General features: G+C 73.1%; 20 protein-coding genes and 3 pseudogenes. 7 read left to right on the top strand and 16 right to left on the bottom strand.

The features are described 5' to 3' along the window. The 5 genes and pseudogenes from MCBG_RS34365 to MCBG_RS24860 form a co-directional block, all read right to left on the bottom strand. A pseudogene (locus MCBG_RS34365) lies at positions 1-385 on the bottom strand (hypothetical protein); the annotation flags it as partial. A 55-nt stretch (positions 386-440) separates the two neighbouring features. Then, positions 441-1,055 (bottom strand): hypothetical protein, encoded by a 615-nt coding sequence (locus MCBG_RS34360; protein ID WP_043328559.1) that lies wholly within the window; start codon positions 1,053-1,055, stop codon positions 441-443. A 47-nt stretch (positions 1,056-1,102) separates the two neighbouring features. Continuing rightward, positions 1,103-1,423, bottom strand: a complete 321-nt coding sequence (gene cutA, locus MCBG_RS24870; protein WP_030503202.1) for a divalent-cation tolerance protein CutA — start codon at positions 1,421-1,423, stop codon at positions 1,103-1,105. Positions 1,424-1,478: 55 nt separating this feature from the next. Continuing rightward, positions 1,479-2,502: pseudogene (locus tag MCBG_RS24865) on the bottom strand (1-acyl-sn-glycerol-3-phosphate acyltransferase). After that, positions 2,502-3,335 carry a patatin-like phospholipase family protein gene (locus MCBG_RS24860; RefSeq protein ID WP_043328558.1) on the bottom strand — a complete coding sequence of 278 codons (834 nt, stop codon included), beginning with the start codon at positions 3,333-3,335 and terminating at the stop codon, positions 2,502-2,504. Before MCBG_RS24860 ends, MCBG_RS24865 begins: the two are co-directional and overlap by 1 nt. A 178-nt stretch (positions 3,336-3,513) precedes the next feature. Here MCBG_RS24860 and MCBG_RS24855 point away from each other — a divergent pair, with 178 nt between their 5' ends. Together MCBG_RS24855 and MCBG_RS34355 are read left to right on the top strand one after the other, a co-directional pair. Beyond that, positions 3,514-4,548 carry a serine/threonine-protein kinase gene (locus tag MCBG_RS24855; protein WP_223201318.1) on the top strand — a complete coding sequence of 345 codons (1,035 nt, stop codon included), beginning with the start codon at positions 3,514-3,516 and terminating at the stop codon, positions 4,546-4,548. A 238-nt stretch (positions 4,549-4,786) separates the two neighbouring features. Further along, entirely contained in the window at positions 4,787-4,966 is a 180-nt protein-coding gene (locus MCBG_RS34355) for a hypothetical protein (protein WP_223201317.1), read from the top strand. 4 nt (positions 4,967-4,970) lie between these two features. On the opposite strand, the gene MCBG_RS24850 is transcribed toward MCBG_RS34355, so the two are convergent. The 9 genes and pseudogenes from MCBG_RS24850 to MCBG_RS24810 all read right to left on the bottom strand — a co-directional run bounded on the left by MCBG_RS24850 (position 4,971) and on the right by MCBG_RS24810 (position 14,169). Continuing rightward, positions 4,971-6,032 carry a glycosyltransferase family 4 protein gene (locus MCBG_RS24850; RefSeq protein WP_176722745.1) on the bottom strand — a complete coding sequence of 354 codons (1,062 nt, stop codon included), beginning with the start codon at positions 6,030-6,032 and terminating at the stop codon, positions 4,971-4,973. Between the two features lie 139 nt (positions 6,033-6,171). Next, positions 6,172-6,843, bottom strand: a complete 672-nt coding sequence (locus MCBG_RS24845) for a BON domain-containing protein (protein ID WP_043328556.1) — start codon at positions 6,841-6,843, stop codon at positions 6,172-6,174. A gap of 265 nt (positions 6,844-7,108) precedes the next feature. Beyond that, positions 7,109-8,443, bottom strand: a complete 1,335-nt coding sequence (locus MCBG_RS24840; RefSeq protein WP_369799328.1) for a trypsin-like peptidase domain-containing protein — start codon at positions 8,441-8,443, stop codon at positions 7,109-7,111. 62 nt (positions 8,444-8,505) lie between these two features. Then, complete coding sequence (locus tag MCBG_RS24835) at positions 8,506-10,062, bottom strand: sensor histidine kinase (RefSeq protein WP_043328554.1); 1,557 nt, start codon at positions 10,060-10,062, stop codon at positions 8,506-8,508. Next, on the bottom strand, positions 10,059-10,760 hold the full coding sequence (locus MCBG_RS24830; RefSeq protein ID WP_043328553.1) for a response regulator transcription factor: 702 nt from the start codon (positions 10,758-10,760) through the stop codon (positions 10,059-10,061). Before MCBG_RS24830 ends, MCBG_RS24835 begins: the two co-directional genes overlap by 4 nt. A 64-nt stretch (positions 10,761-10,824) precedes the next feature. Beyond that, positions 10,825-11,445 (bottom strand): PadR family transcriptional regulator, encoded by a 621-nt coding sequence (locus tag MCBG_RS24825; protein WP_030503210.1) that lies wholly within the window; start codon positions 11,443-11,445, stop codon positions 10,825-10,827. Continuing rightward, positions 11,442-12,281, bottom strand: coding sequence for a DUF4097 family beta strand repeat-containing protein (locus tag MCBG_RS24820; RefSeq protein WP_043328551.1), 840 nt, complete (start codon positions 12,279-12,281; stop codon positions 11,442-11,444). The genes MCBG_RS24825 and MCBG_RS24820 overlap by 4 nt, the downstream gene beginning before the upstream one ends. Before the next feature lie 87 nt (positions 12,282-12,368). Continuing rightward, positions 12,369-13,345: pseudogene (locus MCBG_RS24815) on the bottom strand (lysophospholipid acyltransferase family protein). Positions 13,346-13,395: 50 nt separating this feature from the next. Further along, a complete protein-coding gene (locus MCBG_RS24810) occupies positions 13,396-14,169 on the bottom strand; it encodes a GNAT family N-acetyltransferase (protein WP_043328549.1) in 774 nt (257 codons plus the stop codon). Between the two features lie 169 nt (positions 14,170-14,338). On the opposite strand from MCBG_RS24810, the gene MCBG_RS24805 reads away from it, so the two are divergent. The 5 genes from MCBG_RS24805 (at position 14,339) to MCBG_RS24785 (ending at position 21,144) form a co-directional block, all read left to right on the top strand. Further along, positions 14,339-14,995, top strand: coding sequence for a hypothetical protein (locus MCBG_RS24805; protein WP_043330957.1), 657 nt, complete (start codon positions 14,339-14,341; stop codon positions 14,993-14,995). A 138-nt stretch (positions 14,996-15,133) separates the two neighbouring features. Next, positions 15,134-16,075, top strand: coding sequence for an ABC transporter ATP-binding protein (locus tag MCBG_RS24800; protein WP_369799327.1), 942 nt, complete (start codon positions 15,134-15,136; stop codon positions 16,073-16,075). Beyond that, the gene (locus tag MCBG_RS24795) at positions 16,072-16,899 is read left to right on the top strand and encodes an ABC transporter permease (RefSeq protein ID WP_043328545.1); all 828 of its coding nucleotides are present in this window, start codon (positions 16,072-16,074) and stop codon (positions 16,897-16,899) included. The genes MCBG_RS24800 and MCBG_RS24795 overlap by 4 nt, the downstream gene beginning before the upstream one ends. A gap of 258 nt (positions 16,900-17,157) precedes the next feature. After that, positions 17,158-20,901, top strand: a complete 3,744-nt coding sequence (locus MCBG_RS24790) for a multifunctional oxoglutarate decarboxylase/oxoglutarate dehydrogenase thiamine pyrophosphate-binding subunit/dihydrolipoyllysine-residue succinyltransferase subunit (protein WP_043328543.1) — start codon at positions 17,158-17,160, stop codon at positions 20,899-20,901. 63 nt (positions 20,902-20,964) lie between these two features. Further along, complete coding sequence (locus tag MCBG_RS24785) at positions 20,965-21,144, top strand: DUF6104 family protein (protein WP_030503218.1); 180 nt, start codon at positions 20,965-20,967, stop codon at positions 21,142-21,144. Between the two features lie 21 nt (positions 21,145-21,165). Here MCBG_RS24785 and MCBG_RS24780 read toward each other — a convergent pair whose 3' ends face one another. Continuing rightward, positions 21,166-23,508 (bottom strand): bifunctional polysaccharide deacetylase/glycosyltransferase family 2 protein, encoded by a 2,343-nt coding sequence (locus MCBG_RS24780; protein WP_043330956.1) that lies wholly within the window; start codon positions 23,506-23,508, stop codon positions 21,166-21,168. Then, entirely contained in the window at positions 23,501-24,019 is a 519-nt protein-coding gene (locus tag MCBG_RS33200; protein WP_181373785.1) for a hypothetical protein, read from the bottom strand. The genes MCBG_RS24780 and MCBG_RS33200 overlap by 8 nt, the downstream gene beginning before the upstream one ends. Positions 24,020-24,064: the final 45 nt, after the last annotated feature.

Raw genomic sequence — 24,064 nt, 5'->3', positions numbered from 1 at the left:
GAACCGGCCGCCGGCCGCTACCGCGATAGGCCGCTGCCAGCACCACCAGCAGCAGCGGGCCACCGGAAAGCAGCGGCGTGCCCGCCGCGTGGCCGACCGCCAGCGGCACCAGCGCGCAGCCGGCCGCCACGACCAGCGCCACGCCGTGCCCGGTCCAGCCCAGCACCAGCCCGACCGCCACCACGGCGCGGTTGCCGGAGGTACGGCGGCGCAGCGCCACCACCACCGCGAGGTCGCCGAGCGCCACGGCGGTCAGCACCAGCGCCCAGCCGGCGGCGGTGGGCCGGAACGCGGCCACGGCCAGGGGCAGCACCGGCTGCGCCAGCAGCCACGCCGCGAACCAGGGTGCGGTGAGCCGGCTGACCAGCGCGCAGCCGGCCGCCACCGCGGTACTGACTGTTTGTTTTTCAGCGCCGCGTACCGGCTGCCGGGCAGGCCGGTCACCCCGAACAGGTCCACCGATCATTTTTTTGTACCCGTCCAGGACCATCTTTTTTTAACGCCACCGAGGCGAGCGTCTCGGCAGTGCCGCGCAGCCCGCGCGCCCGGGCGACGAGCGGCGCGGCCAGAGCAAGCGCGGTGACCGCCAGCAGGATCAGCGCCCGGCCGGTCACCCCGAACGTGGCCCAGGCGACAGCGGTGAACACCACGGCGGCGGTGCCGAGCAGCAGTCCACCCAGGACGAACAGCAGCCCCTGCACCGCCCGGGTGGAGGTTTCCGCGCCGCCGGGGCGTACCGGGGCGGGGGCCTGCGGGATTTGACGCGGCGGCGGCGCCGGGAGCGGCGCGGGACCGGCGGCGCCCGGCACGGGGATCTCCTGACGGATCCGGGCGGCCAGCGCCGACCGCCGCTGCCGGGCCGTGGACAGGCGGCCGGACAGATCGTGGTACGCGAGCCGGGCCGCCTCGACGCGCGGCGCCAGCTCGGTGATCTCCCGGTCCAGCCGGATCACCTCGGCGGCGGGCGGGTAGGGCGGACGGCCGCAGCCGCGGCATCCGGCGACGAGGTCGGCCGGGGCGCCGCAACCGGGGCAGGGGTAGCCGGTGTTCTCCACCCGGCCAGCTTCGCGGGCGGCGGGGCGGGCGGACAGAGTAGGAGTACCTAGGGCCGGGTCTGCTCGCGCACCCAGGCGGTGTAACCGGGGTTGCCGCTGTCCTCCCGGCTGACCAGGATCTCCGGCACCTCGTACGGGTGGTTGGCGCGGAGCTGGTCGACCAGCGCGTCCACCCGGTCCGGCGCGGTCTTGAACCGCACCTGCCACTCGGCGGTGGTCTGGATCGCCGACTGCCACCAGTAGGTGCTGTCCACCGGGCCGCCGACCTGGGCGCACGCCGCCAGCCGGCCGGCGACCGCCGCGGCCGCCAGCACGTCCGCGACCCCGCGGGCGTCCACCACAGTCGTCACCACGCAGATCTGCTCCACCAGCGCACCTTACGCGGCGCGCGGCCGGCGCGCCGAACAGGCGCGGGGAATCGGATCAGGCGTCGACGGTGCCGTTGCGGTTGTCCGCGATCCACCTGTCGATGCGGGCCCACCAGTCGAACAGCCACTCGATGCGTTCCTGCTCGCCGGCCGGGATCTCCTCCGGCGGCACCGACCAGAACCGCATCACGATCCGCTTGTCCATCGGCAGTTCGCGCCACACGTCGGCGACGGTGAGCATCTGGTCCAGGCCGGTGTGCAGCCACGAAGATCACTCCGGCGTCCGGCGCGGCGTCGAGCGCGGCGAGCAGCCCGCCGGGCTGCGGGGCGAGTACGTGCCGCATCCGCTCGGCGCGGCGCGCCATCCGCTCCAGCCCGAGCCCGCGGAGCCGGTCGATCGCGCGCAGCCGCCGGGACGGGGTGAAGTTGCCCCCCTCCGGGAAGATCACGAAGGCGTCGTCGTCGTCCAGGCCGGTGGCCAGGTGCCCGATCTGCCGCACCACCGAGTCGCGCCCGTCCGGCCCGGCCGCGATGAACCGGTTGGGCAGCCGGTTGAGCAGCACGTCGATGGCCGGATCCCACTGGAGCGTCTCCTTGAGCACGATCCGGGGTTCCCGGTTGAACCAGTTCACCAGCGCGTGGATCAGGATGAACGAGTCGCCGGGCCCGGCGTGCCGGCAGACCACCAGCTCGGGGCGGCCGGGCAGGGCGGTGTCCGGGTCGGTGCCGACCACGTCGATGCTCAGCCGCAGCGTCCACCGGGCCTGCCAGAACATCACCCGCAGGAACCATCCGGCGAGCACGTAGTGGGCCCGCTGGAAGGCCGGCGCACGCTTGTAGACGCCGAAGCCGGAGGCCAGCCAGAGCAGGAAGAGGGCCAGCAGCGCGGCGGCGTCCCAGACCAGGTAGACGGTGCCGAACCAGAGCAGCCGCAGCGGGCGCAGCCGTCCCGGCACCAGCGGCGACGCGGCGAGCGCGAGCAGCGCCCAGGCCGGCAGCGTGGTCACCACGAAGAAGGCGAGCAGCACCACTCCGGGCGCGAGCACCAGCCGGCGGAGCCAGCGGGGCGGCAACGGCATCAGCGCTCCAGCGCGGTGTCCAGGTATCGGCGGGAGGCAGTGTACGCGCGACTGATCCGCCGGCCCACCGCCGCGGTGTCCCGGTACGCCCACGGGCTGTCGTCGCGCGGCTCCAGCCCGCCGGTGGGCAGCACGTGCACCTCCACGTCCTCGGGCAGCGCCGCCATCTCCCGCGCGAACCGGTGCCGGCGGGCGATCTCGAACGCCACCTGGGCGATCTCCCAGGGGCGGCGCGGCGGGCTCAGCTCACGCTCTATCCGGCCCACCTGGAGCACGAAGATCTGCTTCGCGCCGAGCAGCACCGCCTCGCCGACCGGGATCGAGTTGACCACGCCGCCGTCGATGTAGTGCTGGCCGTCGATCTGGGTCGGGGGCAGCAGCCCGGGCACCGAGGCGGAGGCGAGCACGGCCGGCACCAGCGGCCCGCTGTGGAACCAGTGCTCGGCGGCGCGCTCGATGTTCGCGGCGCAGCAGCGGAACGGCACGGCCAGGTCGGCGAAGGTGGTGTCCTCGCCCAGCGTGCTCTCCAGCAGGCGGTACAGCGGCCGGGGCGAGTGCAGGTGGGTACGGGCGGCGAACCGGCGCAGCTGGCGGGCGACCGAGTCGCCGTACACCTCGCTGGCCTCGGGCGACGCCCAGAGCCGGACCAGCCGGTCGGTGACCGCCTCGGTCGGGTCGGCGGCGACCAGGGCGCCGTTGACCGCGCCGATCGAGGTGCCCAGCACCAGGTCGGGTTTGATCCGGGCGCGGAACAGGGCGCGCAGCATCCCCACCTCGACCGCGCCGAGCACTCCCCCGCCGCCGAGCACGAACGCCACCGGACCTGCTGCCATGACGTTCATCCTGGCACGCGGCCCACAGCCGGCCGGGCGGACCGTCCCCGCTGGTCCCGGCGGTGACCGGGAGCCATCACGGATGCGCGCCGCGCGATCGGCGCCGCGCGGACTGTTGACAGGTAAGACACATTCACGCAACCTGATAGCGCTCCCGAGCCCAGGCAGGTGCGAGCTGATGGCGACACTCCAGGCCGGCCGCCTGCTGGCCCGTCGGTACCGGCTCATCGACCGGATCGGCGCCGGTGGCATGTCGGTGATCTGGCGGGCCCGCGACGAGGTGCTCGACCGGGTGGTGGCGGTCAAGGTGCTCGCGCCCTCGCTCGCCGCCGACGCCCGGTTCCGCGACATGGTGCGCGAGGAGGCCCGCTCGGCCGCCCAGCTCGACCATCCACATGTCACGGCCGTGCACGACTACGGCGAGACGGTGGCGCCGGACGGCTCGATCACCTCGTTCGTGGTGATGGAGCTGCTCGCCGGTGAGGAGCTGGAACACCGGCTCACCGAAGGGCCGCTGCCCTGGCCGGAGGCGGTGGAGACCGGCGCGCAGGTGGCCGAGGCGCTCGCCGCCGCGCACCGGCTCGGCATCGTGCACCGGGACGTGACCCCGGCCAACGTGATGATGACCGGCACCGGGGCGAAGGTGCTCGACTTCGGCATCGCCACCCGGGTCGGGACGCCGGACGACGACGAGGACGGCGGCACGTTCGGCACCCCCGCGTACGTGGCGCCGGAACGGCTGGACGGGGCGCCGGCCCAGCCGGCCACCGACGTCTACTCGCTCGGCGTGCTGCTGTTCGAGACGCTGACCGGGCACCCGCCGTACCCGGCGGAGACCTGGGAGGAGTTGAGCGCCGCGCTCGCGGAGAGCCCGGAGCCCAGCCTCGACGGCGTACCGGGGCTGCCGGGACCGGTCGCGGAGATCTGCCTGCGCTGCCTGGCCCGCGACCCGCGACAGCGGCCCACCGCGCACCGGGTGGCGGCCGTGCTGCGCGACCAGATGCTGCCCGCCGACCCGCAGGCCGCCACCATGCTGGCGCCCACCATGACGCTGCCCGCGCTGCCGCCGTCGTCTGCTCCCCCGCCGCCCGGGCCGGCCGCGGACCCGGTCCCGCCGGGCAACCCGGCCGCCGCGCCGAGCCGGCGGCGCGTCCTCGCGCTCGGGGGCCGGGGGCGGTGGTCGCCGCCGCCGCGCTGCTCGTGCCCACGCTGACACCGGACCGGCCGGAGGACCCCCGGGTGAATAAACGACCGCCGGGCCGGTCCAGCCGCCGTCCACCGTCGCGCCCGCGCCGGAGCCGCCGGTCGTCACGGCGCCGGCCACACCGTCGAGCGCGCCCGCCACCGGCGGCAACCGTCCGCCCGCGACCGGCCAGCCCGACGCCGCCGAACGGGTCGACGGGCTGATCGAGGCCGGGCTGGCGGAGGGTCAGATCCGCGAGGACGTCGGGGTGGACCTGCGCAACCTGCTGCGCAACGCGGTCGCCGCGAGCGGTGAGGGCGAGGTGACCGCCGCCGTGGACCGGCTCCGCGACAAGATCGACGAACGCCGCCGCGAGGGCAGCATCACCCCCGGGTACGCGCGGCGACTCGACGCGGCCGCCGCGGAACTCGTGGCCGGGCAGACCTGACCGGTCAGCCCGCGACCGCGGGCGCGACCGCCCGGGGTGCCCGTGCGCCCGCTCGCGCGGCCAGGAAGCCCCGGTAGACCGCCTCGTAGTCGGCGGCCATCCGCTCCACCGAGAAGTTCTCCGCGACATGCGCGACGCAGTCCGCCGGATCCAGGCCGGCTGCCGCCGACAACGCCGCCGGCAGCTCGTCGGCGTCGTCGCAGACGAACCCGGTGACCCCGGAGCGGACCAGCTCCGGCACCGCGCCCCGGCGCAGCGCCACCACCGGGGTGCCGGTCGCCATCGCCTCCACCATCACCATGCCGAACGGCTCCGCCCACTGGATCGGCATGATCAGGCAACGGGCCTCCAGCAGCAGCCGCCACGCGGCCTCGCGGTCGGCGTTCAGCACGAGCGTGACGTCGTCGCCCAGCAGCGGCCGTACCACCTGTTCCAGGTAGCGGCGCTCGGCCGGCTCGTTGCACTTGCCGGCCAGCGTGAGCGGCAGCCCGGCCGCCCGGCACGCCGCGATCGCCACGTCCGGGCCCTTGTCCGGGCTGAACCGGGCCAGCCAGAGCACCGGACCCGTCCCGGGCGCCCGCTTGCGCGGGACGTCCCGCAGCGGCATCGCGTTGTGCACCGTGCCGGCCCAGGGCAGCCCCGGATTCGCCCGGCGCTGCGCGTGCGAGATCGCGACCAGGCCCACCCCCCGGTCGGTGTTGCCGAGCACGGTGCCGTACTCGCCCACCGGGTTGCCGTGCACGGTCGCGACAGTGGGCACCCGGCGGCGTCCGGCCACCAGCGGGCCGATCGTGCTGTGGTCGTGCACCAGATCGAAGTCCGCCGGGCCGATCAGGCGGTCGACGTGGGCCAGGTGCGCCAGCTCGGGCAGCGACTCGCCCATCCGCTCGTACTGCAGCTCGTCGCAGGTGGAGACGAAGTCGGCCGAGGTGCCGTGCCCGGTCCCCGCCCCGAACAGCGTCACCGCGTGCCCCCGCTCGACGAGCGCGTCGACCAGTCCCGCGACCAGCGTCTCCAGCCCGCCGTAACCGGGCGGCGGCACCGACAGCCAGGGCGGCACCACCATCGCGATCCGCAGCGGCCCGGCCCGCCAGCGCTCCGAGGACTGCTGGTTCACGGCCACGAGTCCTCCCCGCTCGGTCCCCGGCGTACCCGCTGGGTCGCGGGTTCCCGGCCCGGCCCGCGGTAAACGACACGCCGTCGGCTCAGCCGGACACCACGATCCCGACGTGCACCTCACGTACGCCCGGCAGGGCCCACGCGGCCCGTTCCGCCTCCTCGCGCTGCCACCAGGCGCCCACGACGCCGTCGAGCACCACAGTGTCGCCGTCGACCCGGGCGTCGATGCGCTCGGTGCCGGTCCGCCGCAGCAGCAGGCGGCGCAGGTCGAGGCGCTGCTGCTCGTCGCTGGGCGGGGCCGGGGGCCGTACCTCGATCAGGTTCGTCACCCCGCGTACGCCGCGCAGCCGGCGCAGCTCACGCTCGGCGGTACGGCGCTGGAAGCCGAACTCGACCTCGCCCCGGAGCATGACCCAGCCGTCGGCGACCGTCACGTCCAGCCGTTCGGCCGGCACGAAGCTGTCCCACTCCAGCGCCCGGCCGGCCGCGATCGCGATGTCGGCGTCGGTACGCCGGTCCGTGGCGGTCAGGTCGACCTCCAGGTCGCTGGCGACCGCGCGCACCCCGCGTACCCGGTGGGCGCAGCGCTCGACGGCCCACCGCCGCGCGTAGCTGTCCACCCGCCCGGTGAGCGTGACGACGCCGTCGGCGACCGTCACGCCGACGTCGGTGGCCCGGGTCTGCGCGTCCCAGTCCAGTTCGGCGAGGACGTCGCGCTGGATCAGCTGGTCGGTACGCACGGTGGACGTGGTGGTCATGCCCCCAGCGTGGCCCGGTTGCGGGTGAGCCGGTCTCACCCGCACCGGGTGAGAAAGAGGACGGGCGGGGAATAATGCAGTTCGAGCAATCTTGAGAGCTACTTCTGTATCAGGGTCTTCGACGTCATTCGTTGTACCAGACGTAAGCTCGGCTAACAAAGGACATCGACACTGATGGACTGTAGTCTACTGTTTAGAGTGGACAAAGGATCGTCAGGTGTTATGTTCACAGTATTATCGTATCTAGGTCAGACCTAAAACAGAACTAAAGTCCCACTGAATTCGCGACGAGCGCGCCGCCGTCCTCGGCGCCGTTCACGCTCACCCCGAGCGAGGGGTGGCTGATCTTCTCGCCGCGCTGGAGCTTCTCGGCCACGTCCTTGGCCTTGTTGCTCGGGATGGCGAAGCCCACGCCGATGTTGCCGGTGCTGCCCTGCCCGGCGGTGGCGATGGCGGTGTTGATGCCGATCACCTCGCCCCGGGTGTTGACGAGCGCGCCGCCGGAGTTGCCCGGGTTGATCGGGGCGTCGGTCTGCAGCAGGCCGGAGATCGAGCTGGCGCCCTGCTGCGGGTTCTGCTGGCCGCTGCCCGCCTGGATGGTGCGGTCGCGGGCGCTGAGGATGCCGGCGGTGACCGAGCCCTGCAGGCCGAGCGGGCTGCCCAGGGCGAGCACCTGGTCACCGACCTGCATGGCGTCGCTGTCGCCGAACTTCGCCGCCTTCAGGTCGCTGACCCCGCTGGCCTGGACCACCGCGAGGTCGGTCTTCGGGTCGGTCCCGACGATCTTGGCGGTCGCGCTCTTGCCGTTGGCGAAGACCACCCGGACGGTGTCGCCACCGGCGCCGGCCACCACGTGGTTGTTCGTCAGCACGAACCCGTCGGCGCTGAGGATCACCCCGGATCCCTCACCGCTGCCCGTCATGATCGTGACGATGCTGTCCTGGACGGACGCCGCGATCTTGGGCAGGTCGGCGCTGTTGATGATCGGGGCGGCGGAGTAGGTGCGGGTCGGGCCGTCCCCGTCGAGCGCGAGCGCCAGCGCGCCGCCGGCCACGCCCGAGCCGAACATCAGCGCCAGCGCCAGCGCGCCCACGCCGACGATCTTCCCGGCCCGGCTGGGCCGCGCCGGCTGCGGCGTGCCCCACGGCGGGGTCGGCTGCCCGGCCTGGTACGGCTGGTAGCCGTGCTGCCCGTGCTGTCCGTGCTGTCCCTGGTACGGCTGCGCCTGGTACGACGGGACCGGCCCGCCGCTGTGCGGCGCCGACTGGTAGCCCGAGCCGCTCTGCTGCTGGGCCCAGCCGTGCTGCTGGTGCTGCTGCCCGTACCAGGGGTGCTGCTGCTGCGCCGCAGCCTGGTACGGCGTCCCGCCCTGCGGCGGGTACGGGCCGGCCGGCGGAGCGGCCGGGTTCGTGGTTCCGGCCTGCGCCGTGGTTCCGGCGGCCGGGGAGTCGGCCGGAACCGGCGCGGCGGCCGGTGTGTTCGAGGTGTTCGAGGAGTCCGACGTCCCGCTCTCGACGCGGGGCAGCTCGGCGGTGTGGTGCGACGGCTCGGCGTCGGCGGGGGCCGGCGACCGCTGCGGATCGGTCTCGTGGTCGGTCATGCCCCCAGCTTTCCCTGTGGCACTGTCATCAGCCTGGAATCCGCCTGGAAGTTTTCTGAACGTCACTCGCCCGGCTCGGGCGCCTCGGGCAGCAGCGGCAGCTTCACCCGGAACGTCGCCCCGCCACCGGGGGTCTTGTCCACCTCGACGGTGCCGTGGTGCGCGGCCACGAGCGCGGCCACGATGGCCAGGCCGAGGCCGGTGCTGATCGGCCCGCCGGCCCGCCGGGTACGGGCGGCGTCCACCCGGTAGAACCGTTCGAAGACCCGCTCGGCCTGCTCCGGCGTGAGGCCGGGACCGGTGTCCGCCACCTCCACCACGGCGAGGTTGCCCGCCTCCGCCCGCAGCCGCAGCGTCACCGAGGCGTCCGGCGGGGTGTGGGTGAGCGCGTTCGTCATCAGGTTGCCGATCACCTGGCGCAGCCGGGCGTCGTCGCCGAGCACCACCAGCGGGCCCGCGCCCGGGTCCCGCTCCAGCTCGATCCGCCGGTCCGGGGCGACCACCCGGGCCGCCTCCACCGCGTCCGAGGCCAGCACCGGCAGCTCGACCGGGGCCAGCGCGATCGGCCGTTCCCGGTCCATCCGCGCCAGCAGCAGCAGGTCCTCCACCAGCAGCCCCATCCGGGCCGCCTCGTCCTCGATGCGGCGCAGCAGGTCGGCGGTCTGCTCCGGCGCGCGCGCCGCGCCCTGCCGGTACAGCTCGGCGAAGCCCCGGATCGTGGTCAACGGCGTCCGCAGCTCGTGCGAGGCGTCGGCGATGAACTGCCGCATCCGCTCCTCGGACCGGCGGGCCCGCGCCTCCGACGCCTGCGCGTACGCGGCCGCGTCCCGCGCGCCCATCTCGGCGCTGCGCGCCGCCGCCTCGGAGGCCGCCCGCGCGGTGAACGCGGCCTCGATCTGCGCCAGCATCGCGTTCAACGCCCGGGACAGGCGACCCAGCTCCGAGGTCGGGCACGGCCGTCCCATCTCCGGGTCGGGCACGCGCCGGGTCAGGTCGCCGCCGGCGATGGCCGCCGCCGTACGCTCTATCTCCACCAGCGGCTTCAGGCTGGTACGGACGATTCCGGCGCCGACGGACGCCAGTGAGATCAGCACCGCGCCCCCTACCAGAAGGTCGATCCACACCAACTGTCGGACGGCGGAGTCGACACCGGTGAGGTGCTGCCCGAACGCGATGATCCGCCCGTCGGGCAGGTCGGCGTAGAGCATCCGCCACCGGCTGCGGCCGTCCTCGGAGCGCACGGTGAACGGGTCACCCACCCGCTCCCGGTATCCGGCGTAGTCGGCTGGGAACCGCGGCAGTTCCTCGTCGCGCAGGCCCTCGTAGCGGTACGGCCCCTCCGGCAGCGACCTCGGCGCGATCACGGACGCCACGTAGTCCGACGGAATGGTGATCTTGATCTGGTCGCCTTGGGGCTTGTCGAGCGTGTTGGCCACCGTGAGCGCCCCGCCGCGCAGCTGGTCGTCCGCCTGGCCGATCAGATAGTTGCGCAGCAGGAACGCCGTCAGGCCGCTGATCACGACCAGGGCCGCGGCCACGAGCGCGAGGACGGCGGCGACGAGCTTCAGCCGGAGCGGGACGCTGCGCAGCCTGCCCTTCGCGTCGTGGACGACGTTCACGCCGCCGGCTTGCGTAGCACGTAACCCACTCCCCGGAGCGTGTGGATCAGCCGCGGCTGGGTGTTGTCGACCTTGCGGCGCAGATACGAGATGTACGACTCGACGATGTTGTCGTCACCGCGGAAGTCGTAGTTCCAGACGTGGTCGAGGATCTGCGCCTTGCTGAGCACCCGGTTGGCGTTGAGCATCAGGTAGCGCAGCAGCTTGAACTCGGTCGGCGAGAGCTGCACCCGCTGACCGGCGCGGTGCACCTCGTGCGTCTCCTCGTCCAGCTCCAGGTCGGCGAAGGTGAGCCGGGACGGGGTCTGGTCGCCGGTCGCGGTGCGCCGCAGCACGGCCCGGATCCGGGCGGTCAGCTCCTCCAGGCTGAACGGCTTGGTGACGTAGTCGTCGCCGCCCAGGGTGAGCCCGCGGATCTTGTCGTCGGTGGCGTCGCGCGCGGTCAGGAAGACCACCGGGGTACGGGTGCCGCCCTCGCGGAGCATCCGGATGACCTCGAAGCCGTCCAGGTCGGGCAGCATCACGTCCAGCACCACCAGGTCGGGCCGGTGGTCCTTGGCCGCGTTCAGCGCGGCGCTGCCGCTGGTCGCGGTGGCCACGTCGAAGCCCGCGAAACGCAGGCTCGCGGAGAGCAGTTCGAGGATGTTGGGATCGTCCTCGACCACGAGCAGTCGAGCCTCCGTCTGGGTAGCCGCCATGGGCCCCATCATCCGCGCTCCGGCTGCGGCCACGCTGGGTGGACCCTGGAAACAACCTGTGAGATCAGCGGAACAGTCGCCGCAGCCCTTCGGCCGCTCCGTCGAGCATCCGGATCGCGGTCCGGAGCTGGTTGTCACTGAGCCGCCGCGCCCGTACCAGCGCGCCGACCTCGACCGTGAACGCGGCCAGCCGCTTGTCGAACTCGGCGAGCAGCGGCGAGTCGTCCGGACGGGCCGATCCCCCGTCGCCCGCCGGACGGGCCGTGGCGGAGGCCGTCCACGCGCCCTGCCGGGTCTGCCGGGCCACCTCGCGCAGTTCGCGCTTCAGGTCGCGGACCGAGCCGCGTACCTCGTTGTGGATCTCACCGGCCAGCGCGGACAGGTCCTCGACCGCGGCGCCGATGTCGGCCTCCAGGGTCGACAGCTCGTCGGCGCGCTGCCGCAGTTCGGCGCGGCCCGCCTCGGTGATCTCGTAGACCTTGCGGCCGCCCACGGCGGTGTGCGTGACCAGGCCCTCCGCCTCCATCCGTTGCAGACGGGGGTAGATGGTGCCGGCGCTGGGCGCGTACAGGCCGAGGAAGCGGTCCTCCAGCAGGCGGATCAGCTCGTATCCGTGCTTCGGGCCGTCGTCGAGCAGCTTCAGCAGGTAGAGCCGGAGCCGGCCGTGGCTGAACACGGCGGTCACGGCAGCTCCTCCACGTCCTCGGCGGTCGCGACCGGGCGGGCGAGCAGCGCGATGCTGCCGGAGGTCGCGGAGGCCCAGAGCCTACCCGTACCGCCGCCGAGCACTCCGTGGCTGTCCTTGATCGAACCGAAGCCGCGCTGCCCGCCGTCCACCTGCGGAAAGCCGCTGGTGATCTTGCCGGCGGTGGTGTGCAGGTGCACCGTGAGGTCGCTGTCCTCGCGAACCCGTACGGTGATGCTGCCGGAGATGGCGCTGAGCCGGATCTCGCTGCCCCGCGGGTTGTCCAGGTCGCAGGTGATCGAGCCGGAGACGGCGTGGGCGCGTACCCGCTCGGGCGCGCTGTCGGCGAGGATCAGCTCACCGGAGACCGTCTCCAGGTCGAGGTCGCCGCCGATGCCGAGCGCCTCGACCGGGCCGGAGATGACCTTGGCGCTGGTGCGCCCCCGCAACCCCCGCAGCGTGACCTCGCCGGACGTGACGTCGACCCTGGTGTCCCCGCGCAGGCCGGAGGCGACGAGCGTGCCGTCCACCAGGTGCAGGTCGGCGAGGACCTCGGCCGGTACGGCGACCGACACCTCGGCGCGATACCGGCGGTGGAAGCCGCCGAAGGACCAGAGCACGCCCGGCCACCGGGTCGGCCGCTCGTGCTGGACGGTCAGCCGGCCGTCGCGCATCTCGACCAGGAGTGGCCGCCGGCCGATCCGGGTGACGTCGACCCGTGCCGGGCCGTCCGTGGCGACCACGTTGAGCCGGCCGCTGACCAGCCGGACGTCGAGCCGGGTGACCGGCTCGTCCACCGTGATCCGCTGCGGGCTGTCGACCGTCCAGTTGGTCATGGCGTCCTCCCCTCGACGACGTACCGACCGACGGCACGTCGAGTAACGCGAGGAGCGTAACGCGATACATCGCGACTGAACAAGCGCCTATCGCGACTGTGTCGCGTCTCCGACGCCGCTCGTCCGCCCGCAGGCGGTAGATCTTGGAAGCAAAAGGTCCTCATGACGGCCGTTTGCTTCCAAGATCTCTGACGGTCCAGCGCGACGCGCGCGCCGGTCAGGCCTGCGGACGGGCGGGGTCGGGCGGATCGCGGCCTCGGCGGCCCGGGCCAGCGCCCTACGATCCGCCCCCGGCGCCGGGTACAGCGCGGCCCGCACCGTCACGACCACGGTCAGGTCCCGGGCGGCGAGCACCCGGCGCATCGAGGCCCACAGCGTCTCCTCGCCGAGGAAGGCGGCGAGCGTGCCCGGGTCACCGCCGTACCGGTAGGCGAGGTCCAGCGGCACCACCGGCGTGCCGGTGGCCACGGCGGCCTGGAACATCGCCGGGCGGAAGCCACCGGCCGGGCGACAGTCGGTGGCGGCGCCGCACCAGGTCGTACCCTCCGGGAAGACCGCCACCGGCCGCCCGGAGCGCAGCGACTCGGCCACGCGCGCGACGGTGGCGGGCAGGTCGCGCGGGCGGGACCGGTCCACGAACACGGTGCCCGCCGCGGCGGCGAGCGCACCCACCACCGGCCAGCGCCGCACCTCGCGTTTGGCCAGCATCCGGGCCGGCGAGACCGCCAGCACCGCCAGGACGTCCAGCCAGGAGACGTGATTGGCGACCAGCAACACCCGGCCACGCGGCGCCCGGCCCCGGGCCACCAGCCGCACCCCGAGGGTACGCAGCGTCCACCGCGCCCAGCCGCGCGTCGCGGCCCGCCCACGCGCCGCCGGCAGCAGCGGCAGGAGCGCGGCCAGGCCGGCCCCGGCCAGCAGCATTCCGAGTACGCCGAGCAGCCGTCCCGCCCGGCGCAGGCGCGACACGTCCGGGGTGGTGGGCGGCGGCAGGCAGTCCGCCCGCAGCCCGACGCGGGCCGCCACAGGCCCTTGCCCGGCCCGCCCCCGGCACGACCGGCCACGCCCCCGACGGGACCGGCCGCGGCCCTGCCACGCGGAGGAGCAGCGGCGGTCACGAGCCGCCGCCGAGGAAGTGCCGCAGGTAGCGCGGGTTCATCCGGTCGAGCGAGAACAGCACGTAGAAGTCGGCGCAGCCGAAGTCGCTGTCGTACGCCGGCTCACCGGCCACCCAGGCGCCGAGCCGCAGGTAGCCGCGCAGCAGCGGCGGCACGAGCGCCCGGCCCCCGGCGAGGGTGAGCGCGCCCGGGTCGGCGGCGGGCGCCTCGGCGAACCAGGGTCGGCGCGGGGTGACCCGCAGCGCCGGCGGGGCCAGGTGCCGGGCGCTGACCTCGGCCCACACCGCAGCGGCGGCGACCCCGCCGTCGGCGACCGGCACCGAGGCGCAGCCGCCGAGCCAGCGGGAGCCGCGCAGATGCAGGTAGCGGCAGATCCCGGCCCACATCAGGTTGATCACGGCGCCGGTCCGGTGGTCCGGGTGCACGCACGAGCGGCCCGCCTCGACCAGGTCGTCGCGGAGCGGGGCGAGCGGGCGCAGGTCGAACTCGCCGTCGGCGTACCGGCGTGCGGTGCGGCCGGGTGGCAGCAGCCGGTACGTGCCGACGACCTCGGCGGTGCCTTCGCGCAGCACCACCAGGTGGTCGCAGTGCGCGTCGAACTCGTCGGAGTCGAGCCCGGTGACGGCGCTCGGCACTGTGGCGCCGAGTTCGCCGGCGAACACCTCGTGGCGCAGGCGTTGCGCGGCCGCGACCAGTGTCGGGTCGTCGGCGATCAGCAGGGTGTAACCGCTGGTCGTGAGCGGTGCGCCAGCGGCGTGCAGAACGGCCATGGCTCCTGTGTAGGTGCCGTGGGTTGCCACCGGGCGGGGTGAGGGGTGTCGATCCGGTGAACGCCGGTCGGCGGCGTCGTGCGCACCGGGACGGCCGGTGCGGCGCGGGTGTGTGCGAGGCTGCCGGACGCCGGCGAGGACGCCGGCGGAGGTGAACCCGGAGGTGCGCATGCTGGTCGAGGCCCGGTTCCAGGGACCGGACGGTTCGGGCAACGGCGGCTGGAGCGCCGGGATCTTCGCCGCGCTGATCGACGGCCGGGGGCCGGTGGAGGTCACGTTGCGCCGGCCGCCGCCGCTGGAGACCCCGCTGACCGCCGCCGACGGCGAGGTACGCGACCCGGACGGCCAGTTGATCGCCCAGGTACGCCGGGTGGAGGCGGTCGAGGCGGTGGTGCCGCCGGTGGACCGGGCGACGGCGGCCGACGCCGCGCGGGCGTACCCCGGTCTGCTGGACCACCCGTTTCCCCGCTGCTTCGTCTGCGGCCCGGCGCACCCGGACGGCCTGCGGATCTTCCCGGGGCGGCTGCCGGACGGGCGGACCGCCGCGCCGTTCCGCGCCCCGGCCGAGGTGACGCCCGCGACGGTGTGGGCGGCGCTGGACTGCCCCGGTGGCTGGGCGGTGCTCGCGCCCGGCCGCCCGTACGTCCTGGGGCGGATCGCCGCACAGGTCACGGCGCTGCCACGACCCGGCGACGAATGCGTGGTGACCGGCCTCGCGGTGGGCGGTGAGGGGCGGAAGGCGGAGGTGCACACCAGCCTGTACGGTGCGGACGGCGCATTGCTCGGCCGCGCCCGGGCCACCTGGGTGGCGCTGGCGACCGCCTGATGTCCTACCTGAGGAGGACGGCGCGTACACGTCCCGCCTGATTGACCCCCTTGCGCCGGGTTGGAAGGCTGTTGCGGGGCGCCCCCGCAACAGCGCCCCCACCGGCGCGCGTCATGCCCGCCGGGGCAGGAGAGGAGAATGATGTCCGACGGGCAGCCACGCCCCAGTGCCGGGACCGGCCAGATCATCGTGTCCGGCCTGACCAAGCAATACAAGACCGTCCGCGCGGTGGACAATCTGTCGTTCACCGTCGAGCCGGGCCGGGTCACCGGCTTCCTCGGCCCGAACGGCGCCGGTAAGACGACCACGCTGCGCATGCTGCTGAACCTGGTGACGCCGAGTGCCGGCACGGCGACCATCGGCGGCAGCCGGTACGCCGACCTGCCCGACCCGCTGCGCACGGTGGGCGCGGTGCTGGAGGCGTCCAGCGCGCACAAGGGCCGCACCGGCATCAACCACCTGCGGGTGATCTGCGCGGCGGCCGGGCTGCCGAAGGAGCGCGCCGACGAGGCGCTCGCCCTGGTCGGGCTCTCGCCCGCGGCGAAGCGCAAGTTCAAGGGCTACTCGCTGGGCATGAAGCAGCGCCTCGGCATCGCCGCGGCGATGCTCGGCAACCCGCAGGTGCTGATCCTGGACGAGCCGGCCAACGGCCTGGACCCGGAGGGCATCCGCTGGATGCGCGGTTTCCTCAAGGGGCTCGCCGCCGAGGGTCGTACGGTGCTGGTCTCCAGCCACCTGCTCTCCGAGATGCAGCTGCTCGCCGACGACGTGGTGATCATCGCGGCCGGCAAGCTGGTCCGGCAGGGTCCGGTCGACCAGGTGATGGCGTCGATGACGCACGGCGTCCGGGTGCGGGTGCGCACCCCGCAGGCCGACGAGCTGGCCACGGTGCTGCGCGAGCAGTCCGCCACCGTCGACGCCGACCCGCACGGCGCGCTGCTGGTCAGCGGCGTGGACGCCCCGACCGTGGGCCGCCTCGCGCTGGCCGCCAAGGTCGAGCTGCACGAGCTGACCACCGAGCGGCCCGACCTCGAAGGGGTCTTCCTGGAGCTGACGGCCGGAAAGGCGGAGATCCGATGACGCTTGTCCGATCCGAACTGCTCAAGATCCGTACCACCAGCACGTGGTGGATCTTCGGGCTGATCAGCCTGGCGCTGTGGGCGCTCACGCTGTTCTTCAACTGGCTGCAGACCGAGGCGCTGGCCGGCGGGGACTTCGGCGAGGTGCCGGCCGAGCAGTCCGACCAGTTGCAGGCCATCTCGGCCGCCGACAACCTGGCGGCCAACCTCTACACCAACGGCCAGTTCTTCGGCCTGCTCATCGTGCTGCTGCTCGGCATCGTGGTGGTGACCAGCGAGTTCTTCCACCAGACGGTGACCACCACGTTCCTCACCGCGCCGCACCGCACCGCGGTGATGCTGGCCAAACTGGCCGCGGCTGGCGTGCTGGCGCTGCTGTTCTGGCTCGTCACCACGGTGCTGAACCTGATCACCGCGCCGCTGATCCTCAGCTCGGTGGACGTCGGCTCGCAGCTCGGCAGCGGGGCGATCTGGCGGGCGATCGCGCTCAACGGCCTGGCCTACGTGCTCTGGTCGGTGCTCGGCGTCGGGCTCGGCGTGCTGATCCGCAGCCAGATCGGCGCCACCGTGACCGGCATCCTGTTCTACCTGGGTGGCGCGATCGGCGCGGCGATCGTGCTGAGCCTGCTCGCCTCGCGGTACGGCGACTGGATCAACAAGCTCCAGCTGCTGGTTCCGTCGCTGGCCTCCGGGCTCATGGTGGGCGGCGACACCAACATCCCGGGCAACCCGCCGCAGTGGGCGGGCGCGCTGGTGCTGATCGGGTACGCGGTGGTGGCCGGCGCGATCGGCGTCGCCACGATCCGCAAGCGCGACATCTCCTGACCTCGCGCTCAGGCCGGGCCCCGGCCGGTGACACCCGTCACCGGCCGGGGCCTTCGCCGTCTAGCAGGAGTCGCCGGATCACGCAGCGTTTGCCGAACTTCTGGCATCTTCTGTGAAACGGACCACCAGCCGGAGGCGAGAATGCCTGCGCTCAGCGCACGGCGTAGCCTTGGCATCGGTTTACCCAGCGTCGGCAACCGGGGGTCACCGGGGGCCACCGTGACATTCACAACCGCGTGAAAGAGGCGATTAGCGGCCGTGTCGACCCAGCAGACTTCGCAGGAGAACCCACTGGCGGGTTTCGGCCCGAACGAGTGGATCGTCGAGGAGATGTACCAGCGCTACCTCGCCGACCCCTCGAGCGTCGATTCGGCCTGGCACGACTTCTTCGCCGACTACCGGCCGGCCCCGGGCGCCGCCACGCCGCGCCCGGAGGGGCAGGCCAAGCCGGCCGCGAAGCCGGAGCCGGCCGAGCAGCAGGAAGCAGTGACCACGGTCAAGGAGCAGCCCGCCAAGGCGGCCCCCGCCAAGGCCGAGCCGAAGGCGGCCGCCCCGGCCAGGCCCGCGGCGAAGCCGGCGGCGAAGGCGCCTGAGCCGGCCAAGAAGTCCGCCCCGGCCAAGCCGGCCGCCAAGGCACCGACCGCGAGCGCCGCCGGCACCACGACGCTGCGCGGCGTCGCCGCCAAGATCGTGCAGAACATGGACGCGTCGCTGTCGGTCCCGACCGCCACCAGCGTGCGCGCCGTCCCGGCCAAGCTGCTCGTCGACAACCGCATCGTGATCAACAACCACCTGACCCGGGGTCGCGGCGGCAAGGTCAGCTTCACCCACCTGATCGGGTACGCGCTCGTCCGTGCGGTCGTCGAGCACCCGGAGATGAACAACTCCTTCGCCGAGGTCGACGGCAAGCCGGCGATGGTCCGCCCGGAGCACGTCAACCTGGGCATCGCGATCGACCTGGTCAAGCCGGACGGCTCGCGCAACCTGGTGGTGCCGTCCATCAAGGGCTGCGAGCAGATGGACTTCCGGCAGTTCTGGCAGGCGTACGAGGACGTGGTCCGGCGCGCCCGCCGCAACGAGCTGACCATGGAGGACTACTCCGGCACCACGATCTCGCTGACCAACCCGGGCGGCATCGGCACGGTGCACTCGATCCCGCGCCTGATGCAGGGGCAGAGCGCCATCATCGGCGTCGGCGCGATGGAATACCCGGCCCCCTACCAGGGCATGAGCGAGGCCACCCTGGCCCAGCTCGCGGTCAGCAAGGTCATCACGCTGACCAGCACGTACGACCACCGGATCATCCAGGGCGCACAGTCCGGCGAGTTCCTGAAGGTCATGCACGAGCTGCTGCTCGGTGAGCGCGGCTTCTACGACGACATCTTCACCTCGCTGCGCATCCCGTACGAGCCGGTGCGCTGGATGCGCGACGTCGCAGTCGACAGCGAAGGCCAGATCAACAAGACCGCGCGGGTGCACGAGCTGATCCACGCGTACCGGGTGCGCGGCCACCTGATGGCCGACACCGACCCGCTGGAGTTCAAGATCCGGAAGCACCCGGACCTGGACGTCCTCCAGCACGGGCTCACGCTCTGGGACCTCGACCGCGTCTTCCCGGTCAACGGCTTCGCCGGCCAGCAGCGGATGAAGCTGCGCTCGATCCTCGGCGTGCTGCGCGACTCGTACTGCCGCCGGGTCGGCATCGAGTACATGCACATCCAGGACCCGGAGGAGCGGCGCTGGATCCAGGAGCGGGTCGAGCGCAAGTACGAGAAGCCGAGCCAGGACGAGCAGAAGCACGTGCTGAACCGGCTCAACGCCGCCGAGGCGTTCGAGACGTTCCTGCAGACCAAGTACGTCGGCCAGAAGCGCTTCTCGCTGGAGGGCGGCGAGTCGCTGATCCCGCTGCTCGGCGAGGTGCTGGAGTGCTCCGCCGAGGCCGGGCTGGACGAGGTCGTCATCGGCATGGCCCACCGCGGCCGGCTCAACGTGCTGGCGAACATCGTCGGCAAGCCGTACGAGAAGATCTTCTCCGAGTTCGAGGGGCACCTCGACCCGCGCTCCACGCAGGGCTCGGGCGACGTGAAGTACCACCTCGGCCAGAACGGCAAGTTCACCACTCCGGACGGCGAGCACGCGGTCAAGGTGTCGGTGGTGGCGAACCCGTCGCACCTGGAGGCCGTCGACCCGGTGCTGGAGGGGATAGTCCGGGCCAAGCAGGACCGGATCGATCTCAAGCTGGAGGGCTACACCGTGCTGCCGCTGGCGGTGCACGGTGACGCCGCCTTCGCCGGCCAGGGCGTGGTCGCCGAGACGCTCAACCTGTCCCAGCTGCGCGGCTACCGCACCGGCGGCACCGTGCATGTGGTCGTCAACAACCAGGTCGGCTTCACCACCGCCCCGGAGTACAGCCGGTCCAGCCTCTACAGCACCGACGTGGCCCGGATGATCCAGGCGCCGATCTTCCACGTGAACGGCGACGACCCGGAGGCAGTGGTCCGGGTGGCCCGCCTCGCGTTCGAGTACCGGCAGGCGTTCAACAAGGACGTCGTGATCGACATGGTCTGCTACCGCCGGCGCGGGCACAACGAGGGCGACGACCCGTCGATGTCCAACCCGGAGATGTACAAGATCATCGACTCCAAGCGGTCGGTCCGGAAGCTCTACACCGAGGAGCTGATCGGGCGCGGCGACATCACCGTGGAGGACGCGGAGGAGCTGCTGCGCGACTACCAGGGGCAGCTGGAGCGGGTCTTCAAGGCCACCCGGGACGCCGCGACCACACCGCGTCAGCTCAGCCGCCCGCCTCGGGAGGAGGAGCCGGAGCCGCATGTCGACACCGCCACCGACGCCGCGGTGGTCAAGGCGATCGGCGAGGCGCACGTCAACCTGCCGGAGGGCTTCACCCCGCACAAGCGGATCCAGCAGCTGCTGGAGCGGCGCCGCAAGATGTCCGTCGAGGGCGGCATCGACTGGGGCTTCGCCGAGATCATCGCGTTCGGCACGCTGCTGCACGACGGCGTCACCGTCCGGCTCGCCGGGCAGGACTCGCGCCGCGGCACGTTCGTCCAGCGGCACGCCTCGGTGGTCGACGCCAAGACCGGCGAGGACTACCTGCCGCTGATGTCGCTCACCGCCGACGGCGAGCGGTCGCGCTTCTTCGTCCACGACTCGCTGCTCTCCGAGTACGCGGCCATGGGCTTCGAGTACGGCTACTCGGTGGAGAACATCAACGCGCTGGTGGCCTGGGAGGCCCAGTTCGGTGACTTCGTCAACGGCGCCCAGTCGGTGATCGACGAGTTCATCTCGTCCGGCGAGGTGAAGTGGGGTCAGCGCTCCGCGGTGACGCTGCTGCTGCCGCACGGCCACGAGGGCCAGGGCCCGGACCACACCTCCGGCCGCCCGGAGCGGTTCCTCCAGCTCTGCGCCGAGGACAACATGCGGGTGGCCATCCCGACCACCCCGGCGAACTACTTCCACCTGCTGCGCCGCCAGGCCATGTCGCCCAAGCGCAAGCCGCTGGTGGTGTTCACGCCGAAGTCGCTGCTGCGGCACAAGCTCTGCGTGTCGCCGGTGGAGGACTTCACCACCGGGACGTTCCAGCCCGTGCTGGCCGACACCGCGGCTCCGGCGCCGGAGCAGGTGAAGCGGGTGCTGCTCTGCTCGGGCAAGGTCTACTACGACCTGTTCCAGGCCCGGCAGGAGCGGGGCGTGACGGACACCGCGATCATCCGGATGGAGCAGCTCTACCCGCTGCCCGTCGAGGAGGTCCGGGCCGCGCTCGCGCAGTACCCGAACGCCGAGGACTTCGCCTGGGTCCAGGAAGAGCCGGCCAACCAGGGCGCCTGGTCGTTCGTCGCGCTCAACCTGCTGGAGCACCTGCCCGAGGTCCGGCTGCGCCGCATCTCCCGGCCGGCCGCCGCCGCCCCGGCCGTGGGCTCGGCGAAGATGCACGAGGTCGAGCAGAACGCGCTGATCGAGGCGGCTCTCCCCCGCCCGTGACACCACCGGCAGCGGCCCGTCCCGACCCGGGGCGGGCCGTTGCCGTACGACGAGAGGAACACCGTGTACTTCACCGACCGTGGCATCGAGGAGCTGGTCGAGCGCCGGGGTGACGAGCAGGTCAGCCTGGAGTGGCTGGGCGAGCGGCTGCGTGACTTCGTCGACCTGAACCCGGAGTTCGAGACCCCGATCGAGCGGTTCGCCACCTGGCTGGCCCGCCTCGACGACCCGGACGACGACTGACGCGCGCGGCCGGGCGCGGCCTCAGCCGGCCGCGCCTCGCCCGGCGACCCGCAGGTCCCCGGTACGCCGCAGCTTCTGCCAGCCCAGCCGGCCGCCGGTCAGCGCGGTGCCGACCGCCTGGAGCAGCACCAGGTACATGACCTGCCGGTAGACGAACTGCTGCAACGGCAGCACCCAGAGCACGCCGAGCCTCTCCCGGTCCAGCCGGAAGGCGAGCACCGCGGTGAGGAACTGGAGCGCGAGCATCACCAGCCAGGCCACCACCGTGTCGCTGCGGTCCAGGAAGATCAGCCCGTAGATGGCGAGCAGGTCGATCACCGGGGCGGCCAGCGGCAGCAGCACGCCGAACAGCGTCAGGAACGACAGGCACCGGCGGCCGAACCGGCCCGACGGACCGCTCTCGATCACCGAGCGCCGGTGCTTCCACATCGCCTGCATGGTGCCGTAGCTCCACCGGTACCGCTGCTTCCACAACTGGCCGATGGTGGTCGGCGCCTCGGTCCAGGCGCGGGCGCTCTCCTCGTACACGATGTGCCAGCCGGCGCGGCCGACGGCGATGGTGACGTCGGTGTCCTCGGCGAGCGTGTCGTCGGTCAGGCCGCCCACCTGCTCCAGCGCCTGCCGCCGGAACGCGCCGATCGCGCCGGGGACGGTGGGCATGCAGCGCAGCGTCTCGTAGAGGCGGCGGTCGAGGTTGAAGCCGATGACGTACTCGATGTGCTGCCACTTGGCGATCAGGCCGCGGCGGTTGCCGACCTTGACGTTGCCGGCGACCACGCCGACCCGGGGGTCGGCGAACGGCTGGACCAGCCGGCGGACCGAGTCCGGCTCGAAGATCGTGTCGCCGTCGACCATGACGATCAGGTCGTGCCGGGCCAGCGCGACGCCGGTGTTCAGCGCGCTGGGCTTGCCGCCGTTGGGCTTGCGCACGACCCGCACGTTCGGCAGGTGCAGCGCCGCGACGATGTCGGCGGTGCCGTCGGTCGAGCCGTCGTCGACCACCACCACCTCGATGCCGCCGGGGTGGTCGCCCAGGGCCAGCGAGCGGACCGCCGCGGCGATGCCCTCCCGCTCGTTGTACGCGGGCACGATCACCGAGACCGGTTCGGTGACCGGCGAGCCCCAGGACCAGTCGCGGCGACGGCGACGGCGGCGGCGCGCGTGCCGCGGGGCCACGACGAACAGCAGCAGGGTACGGCCGATCGTGAGCACCCCGACGAGAACGAAGAAGACGCCGAGCACCCCGAACATGCCGTCGGCGACGCGTACCGCGCCGACCAGCACGTGGCCCCGCAACCGCTCGTCGAGCGGGGCCGCCGTGTGCCCGCCCACCGGGCCGGACACACCCGCGGCCGCGAACGTCCGGTTGAGTCCCTCGCTGACGGTGGTGAAGCGGTAGCCGCGTTCCAGCATCGCCGGGATGTACCGCTCCAGCGCGGCCACGGTGCCGGCCCGGTCGCCGCCCGAGTCGTGCCACAGCGCGATGGTGCCGGCCGTCCCGTCCGGCGTGGCGTTCGCGATCATCTCCTCGACCGGGAGCAGCTCCCAGTCCCGGCTGTCGACGTCGTTGACGACCGTGAGGTAGCCCAGCTCGCCCGCCTGCCGCAGCATCGGCCAGTCCCGGTCGGTGTACGCGTCCGCCCGGGACGAGTACGGGAAGCGCAGCAGCGACGTCCGGACACCTGTGGTGCTGGCGATGGCGAGCTGCGTCTGCGCGTACTCCAGTTCGCGCCGCCACTCCGGCAGCGCGGCGAGGTCGGGATGGGTGAACGTGTGCACGCCCAGCTCGTGGCCCTCGGCCACCAGCCGGCGGGTCACCTCCGGGTTTCTGACGACCTGCGAACCGATGACGAAGAAGGTGCCCTTGACCTGGTACTTGTCCAGGACACGCAGCACCTCCGGCGTCCACCGCGGGTCGGGTCCGTCGTCGAAGGTGAGCGCGACGGTCCGCGGCGGCAGGCGGTGCGACTGGGTCCGGCCCTCCGCGCCGACGTTGACGATCGGGCCGCCGCCGACCACCGAGCTGGGGACCTCCCGCTGGCTGCCGGGCGTCACCCGGTTGTCCGGTACGAACGCGGCGTTCGTGTACGCCTCGACGACCAGCAGACCGCCCAGGACGACCACGACCATGGCGACCAGGGCCCAGCTCGGCCGGGGCAGGAGACGCCGCCCACGGGACCGGCGCGCGCCGGGGATCTGCCGCACGCCGGGGATCTGCCGGACGTCCAGCACGGCTGTGGGCGCGTCGTCCGGCTGCCGCCCGGCCCGGTGCCGGCGGGCGGCCCGCACACGGCGGGGGTCCAGCGTGACTGTGGGCTGCTCACTTGTCTGCGGGTTCGGGCGGGCGGGCGCCTGGTCACTCATCGGCGGGCGCGGCCGGCGCGGCGGGCGGGTCGACAACCGCCGGCGGGTCGACAACGGGCGGCGGCACCTCGGCGGTGGGGGCGGTGGGCGGCGCGGTGGTGGCCGGCGTCTGGACGGGCCGGGGCGCGGTCGGTGCGGTCCGGGTCGGCCGGGGATACCGGGGGCTCGGCGGGACCGTGGCGGCGGGGGCGACGGAGGTTGCCGGCACCCGCACCGGCGCGGTGCGGATGTCGGTGGGCGTGTCCGGCGTGGCACGGGTCGGCGCGGGGGTGTCCGACGGTTTCGGCGAGGGCAGCCGCTGCTCGCTGGTCGACTCGACGAACGGGATGACGGTGTCCGGAGTGATCGGACCGCCGGCGAAGCTGACCCCGACCATGACCGTGTAGACCACGCCGGCCGCGCCGGCGCAGTAGGCGAGACGGCGAAGCCGCCGGCGTCGCCGCCCGCTCGGGTCGACGAAGACGGGGGGCGATTCCGGTACGACGGGAATCAGTGCTGTCGGGCCTTCCACACGGCCAAGTGTAGATGCGAGAAACTTCCGCCTTCTCCCCCGGCT

Origin of the sequence: Micromonospora sp. M42 (genome assembly GCF_000568915.1) — a bacterium.
Taxonomy (GTDB): Bacteria; Actinomycetota; Actinomycetes; order Mycobacteriales; family Micromonosporaceae; genus Micromonospora; species Micromonospora chalcea.
This window is presented reverse-complemented; position numbering and strand designations above follow the sequence as displayed.

Excerpts from the sequence above, each read along its gene's own strand:
- MCBG_RS24810 (WP_043328549.1), bottom strand. The coding sequence starts at position 14,169 with ATGGCCGTTCTGCACGCCGCTGGCGCACCGCTCACGACCAGCGGTTAC.
- MCBG_RS24845 (WP_043328556.1), bottom strand. The coding sequence starts at position 6,843 with ATGACCACCACGTCCACCGTGCGTACCGACCAGCTGATCCAGCGCGAC.
- MCBG_RS24840 (WP_369799328.1), bottom strand. The coding sequence starts at position 8,443 with ATGACCGACCACGAGACCGATCCGCAGCGGTCGCCGGCCCCCGCCGAC.
- MCBG_RS24855 (WP_223201318.1), top strand. The coding sequence starts at position 3,514 with ATGGCGACACTCCAGGCCGGCCGCCTGCTGGCCCGTCGGTACCGGCTC.
- MCBG_RS24830 (WP_043328553.1), bottom strand. The coding sequence starts at position 10,760 with ATGGCGGCTACCCAGACGGAGGCTCGACTGCTCGTGGTCGAGGACGAT.
- MCBG_RS24805 (WP_043330957.1), top strand. The coding sequence starts at position 14,339 with ATGCTGGTCGAGGCCCGGTTCCAGGGACCGGACGGTTCGGGCAACGGC.
- MCBG_RS24850 (WP_176722745.1), bottom strand. The coding sequence starts at position 6,032 with ATGGTGGTGCCGCCCTGGCTGTCGGTGCCGCCGCCCGGTTACGGCGGG.
- MCBG_RS24800 (WP_369799327.1), top strand. The coding sequence starts at position 15,134 with ATGATGTCCGACGGGCAGCCACGCCCCAGTGCCGGGACCGGCCAGATC.
- MCBG_RS24860 (WP_043328558.1), bottom strand. The coding sequence starts at position 3,335 with ATGGCAGCAGGTCCGGTGGCGTTCGTGCTCGGCGGCGGGGGAGTGCTC.
- MCBG_RS24795 (WP_043328545.1), top strand. The coding sequence starts at position 16,072 with ATGACGCTTGTCCGATCCGAACTGCTCAAGATCCGTACCACCAGCACG.
- MCBG_RS24820 (WP_043328551.1), bottom strand. The coding sequence starts at position 12,281 with ATGACCAACTGGACGGTCGACAGCCCGCAGCGGATCACGGTGGACGAG.
- MCBG_RS24780 (WP_043330956.1), bottom strand. The coding sequence starts at position 23,508 with ATGAGTGACCAGGCGCCCGCCCGCCCGAACCCGCAGACAAGTGAGCAG.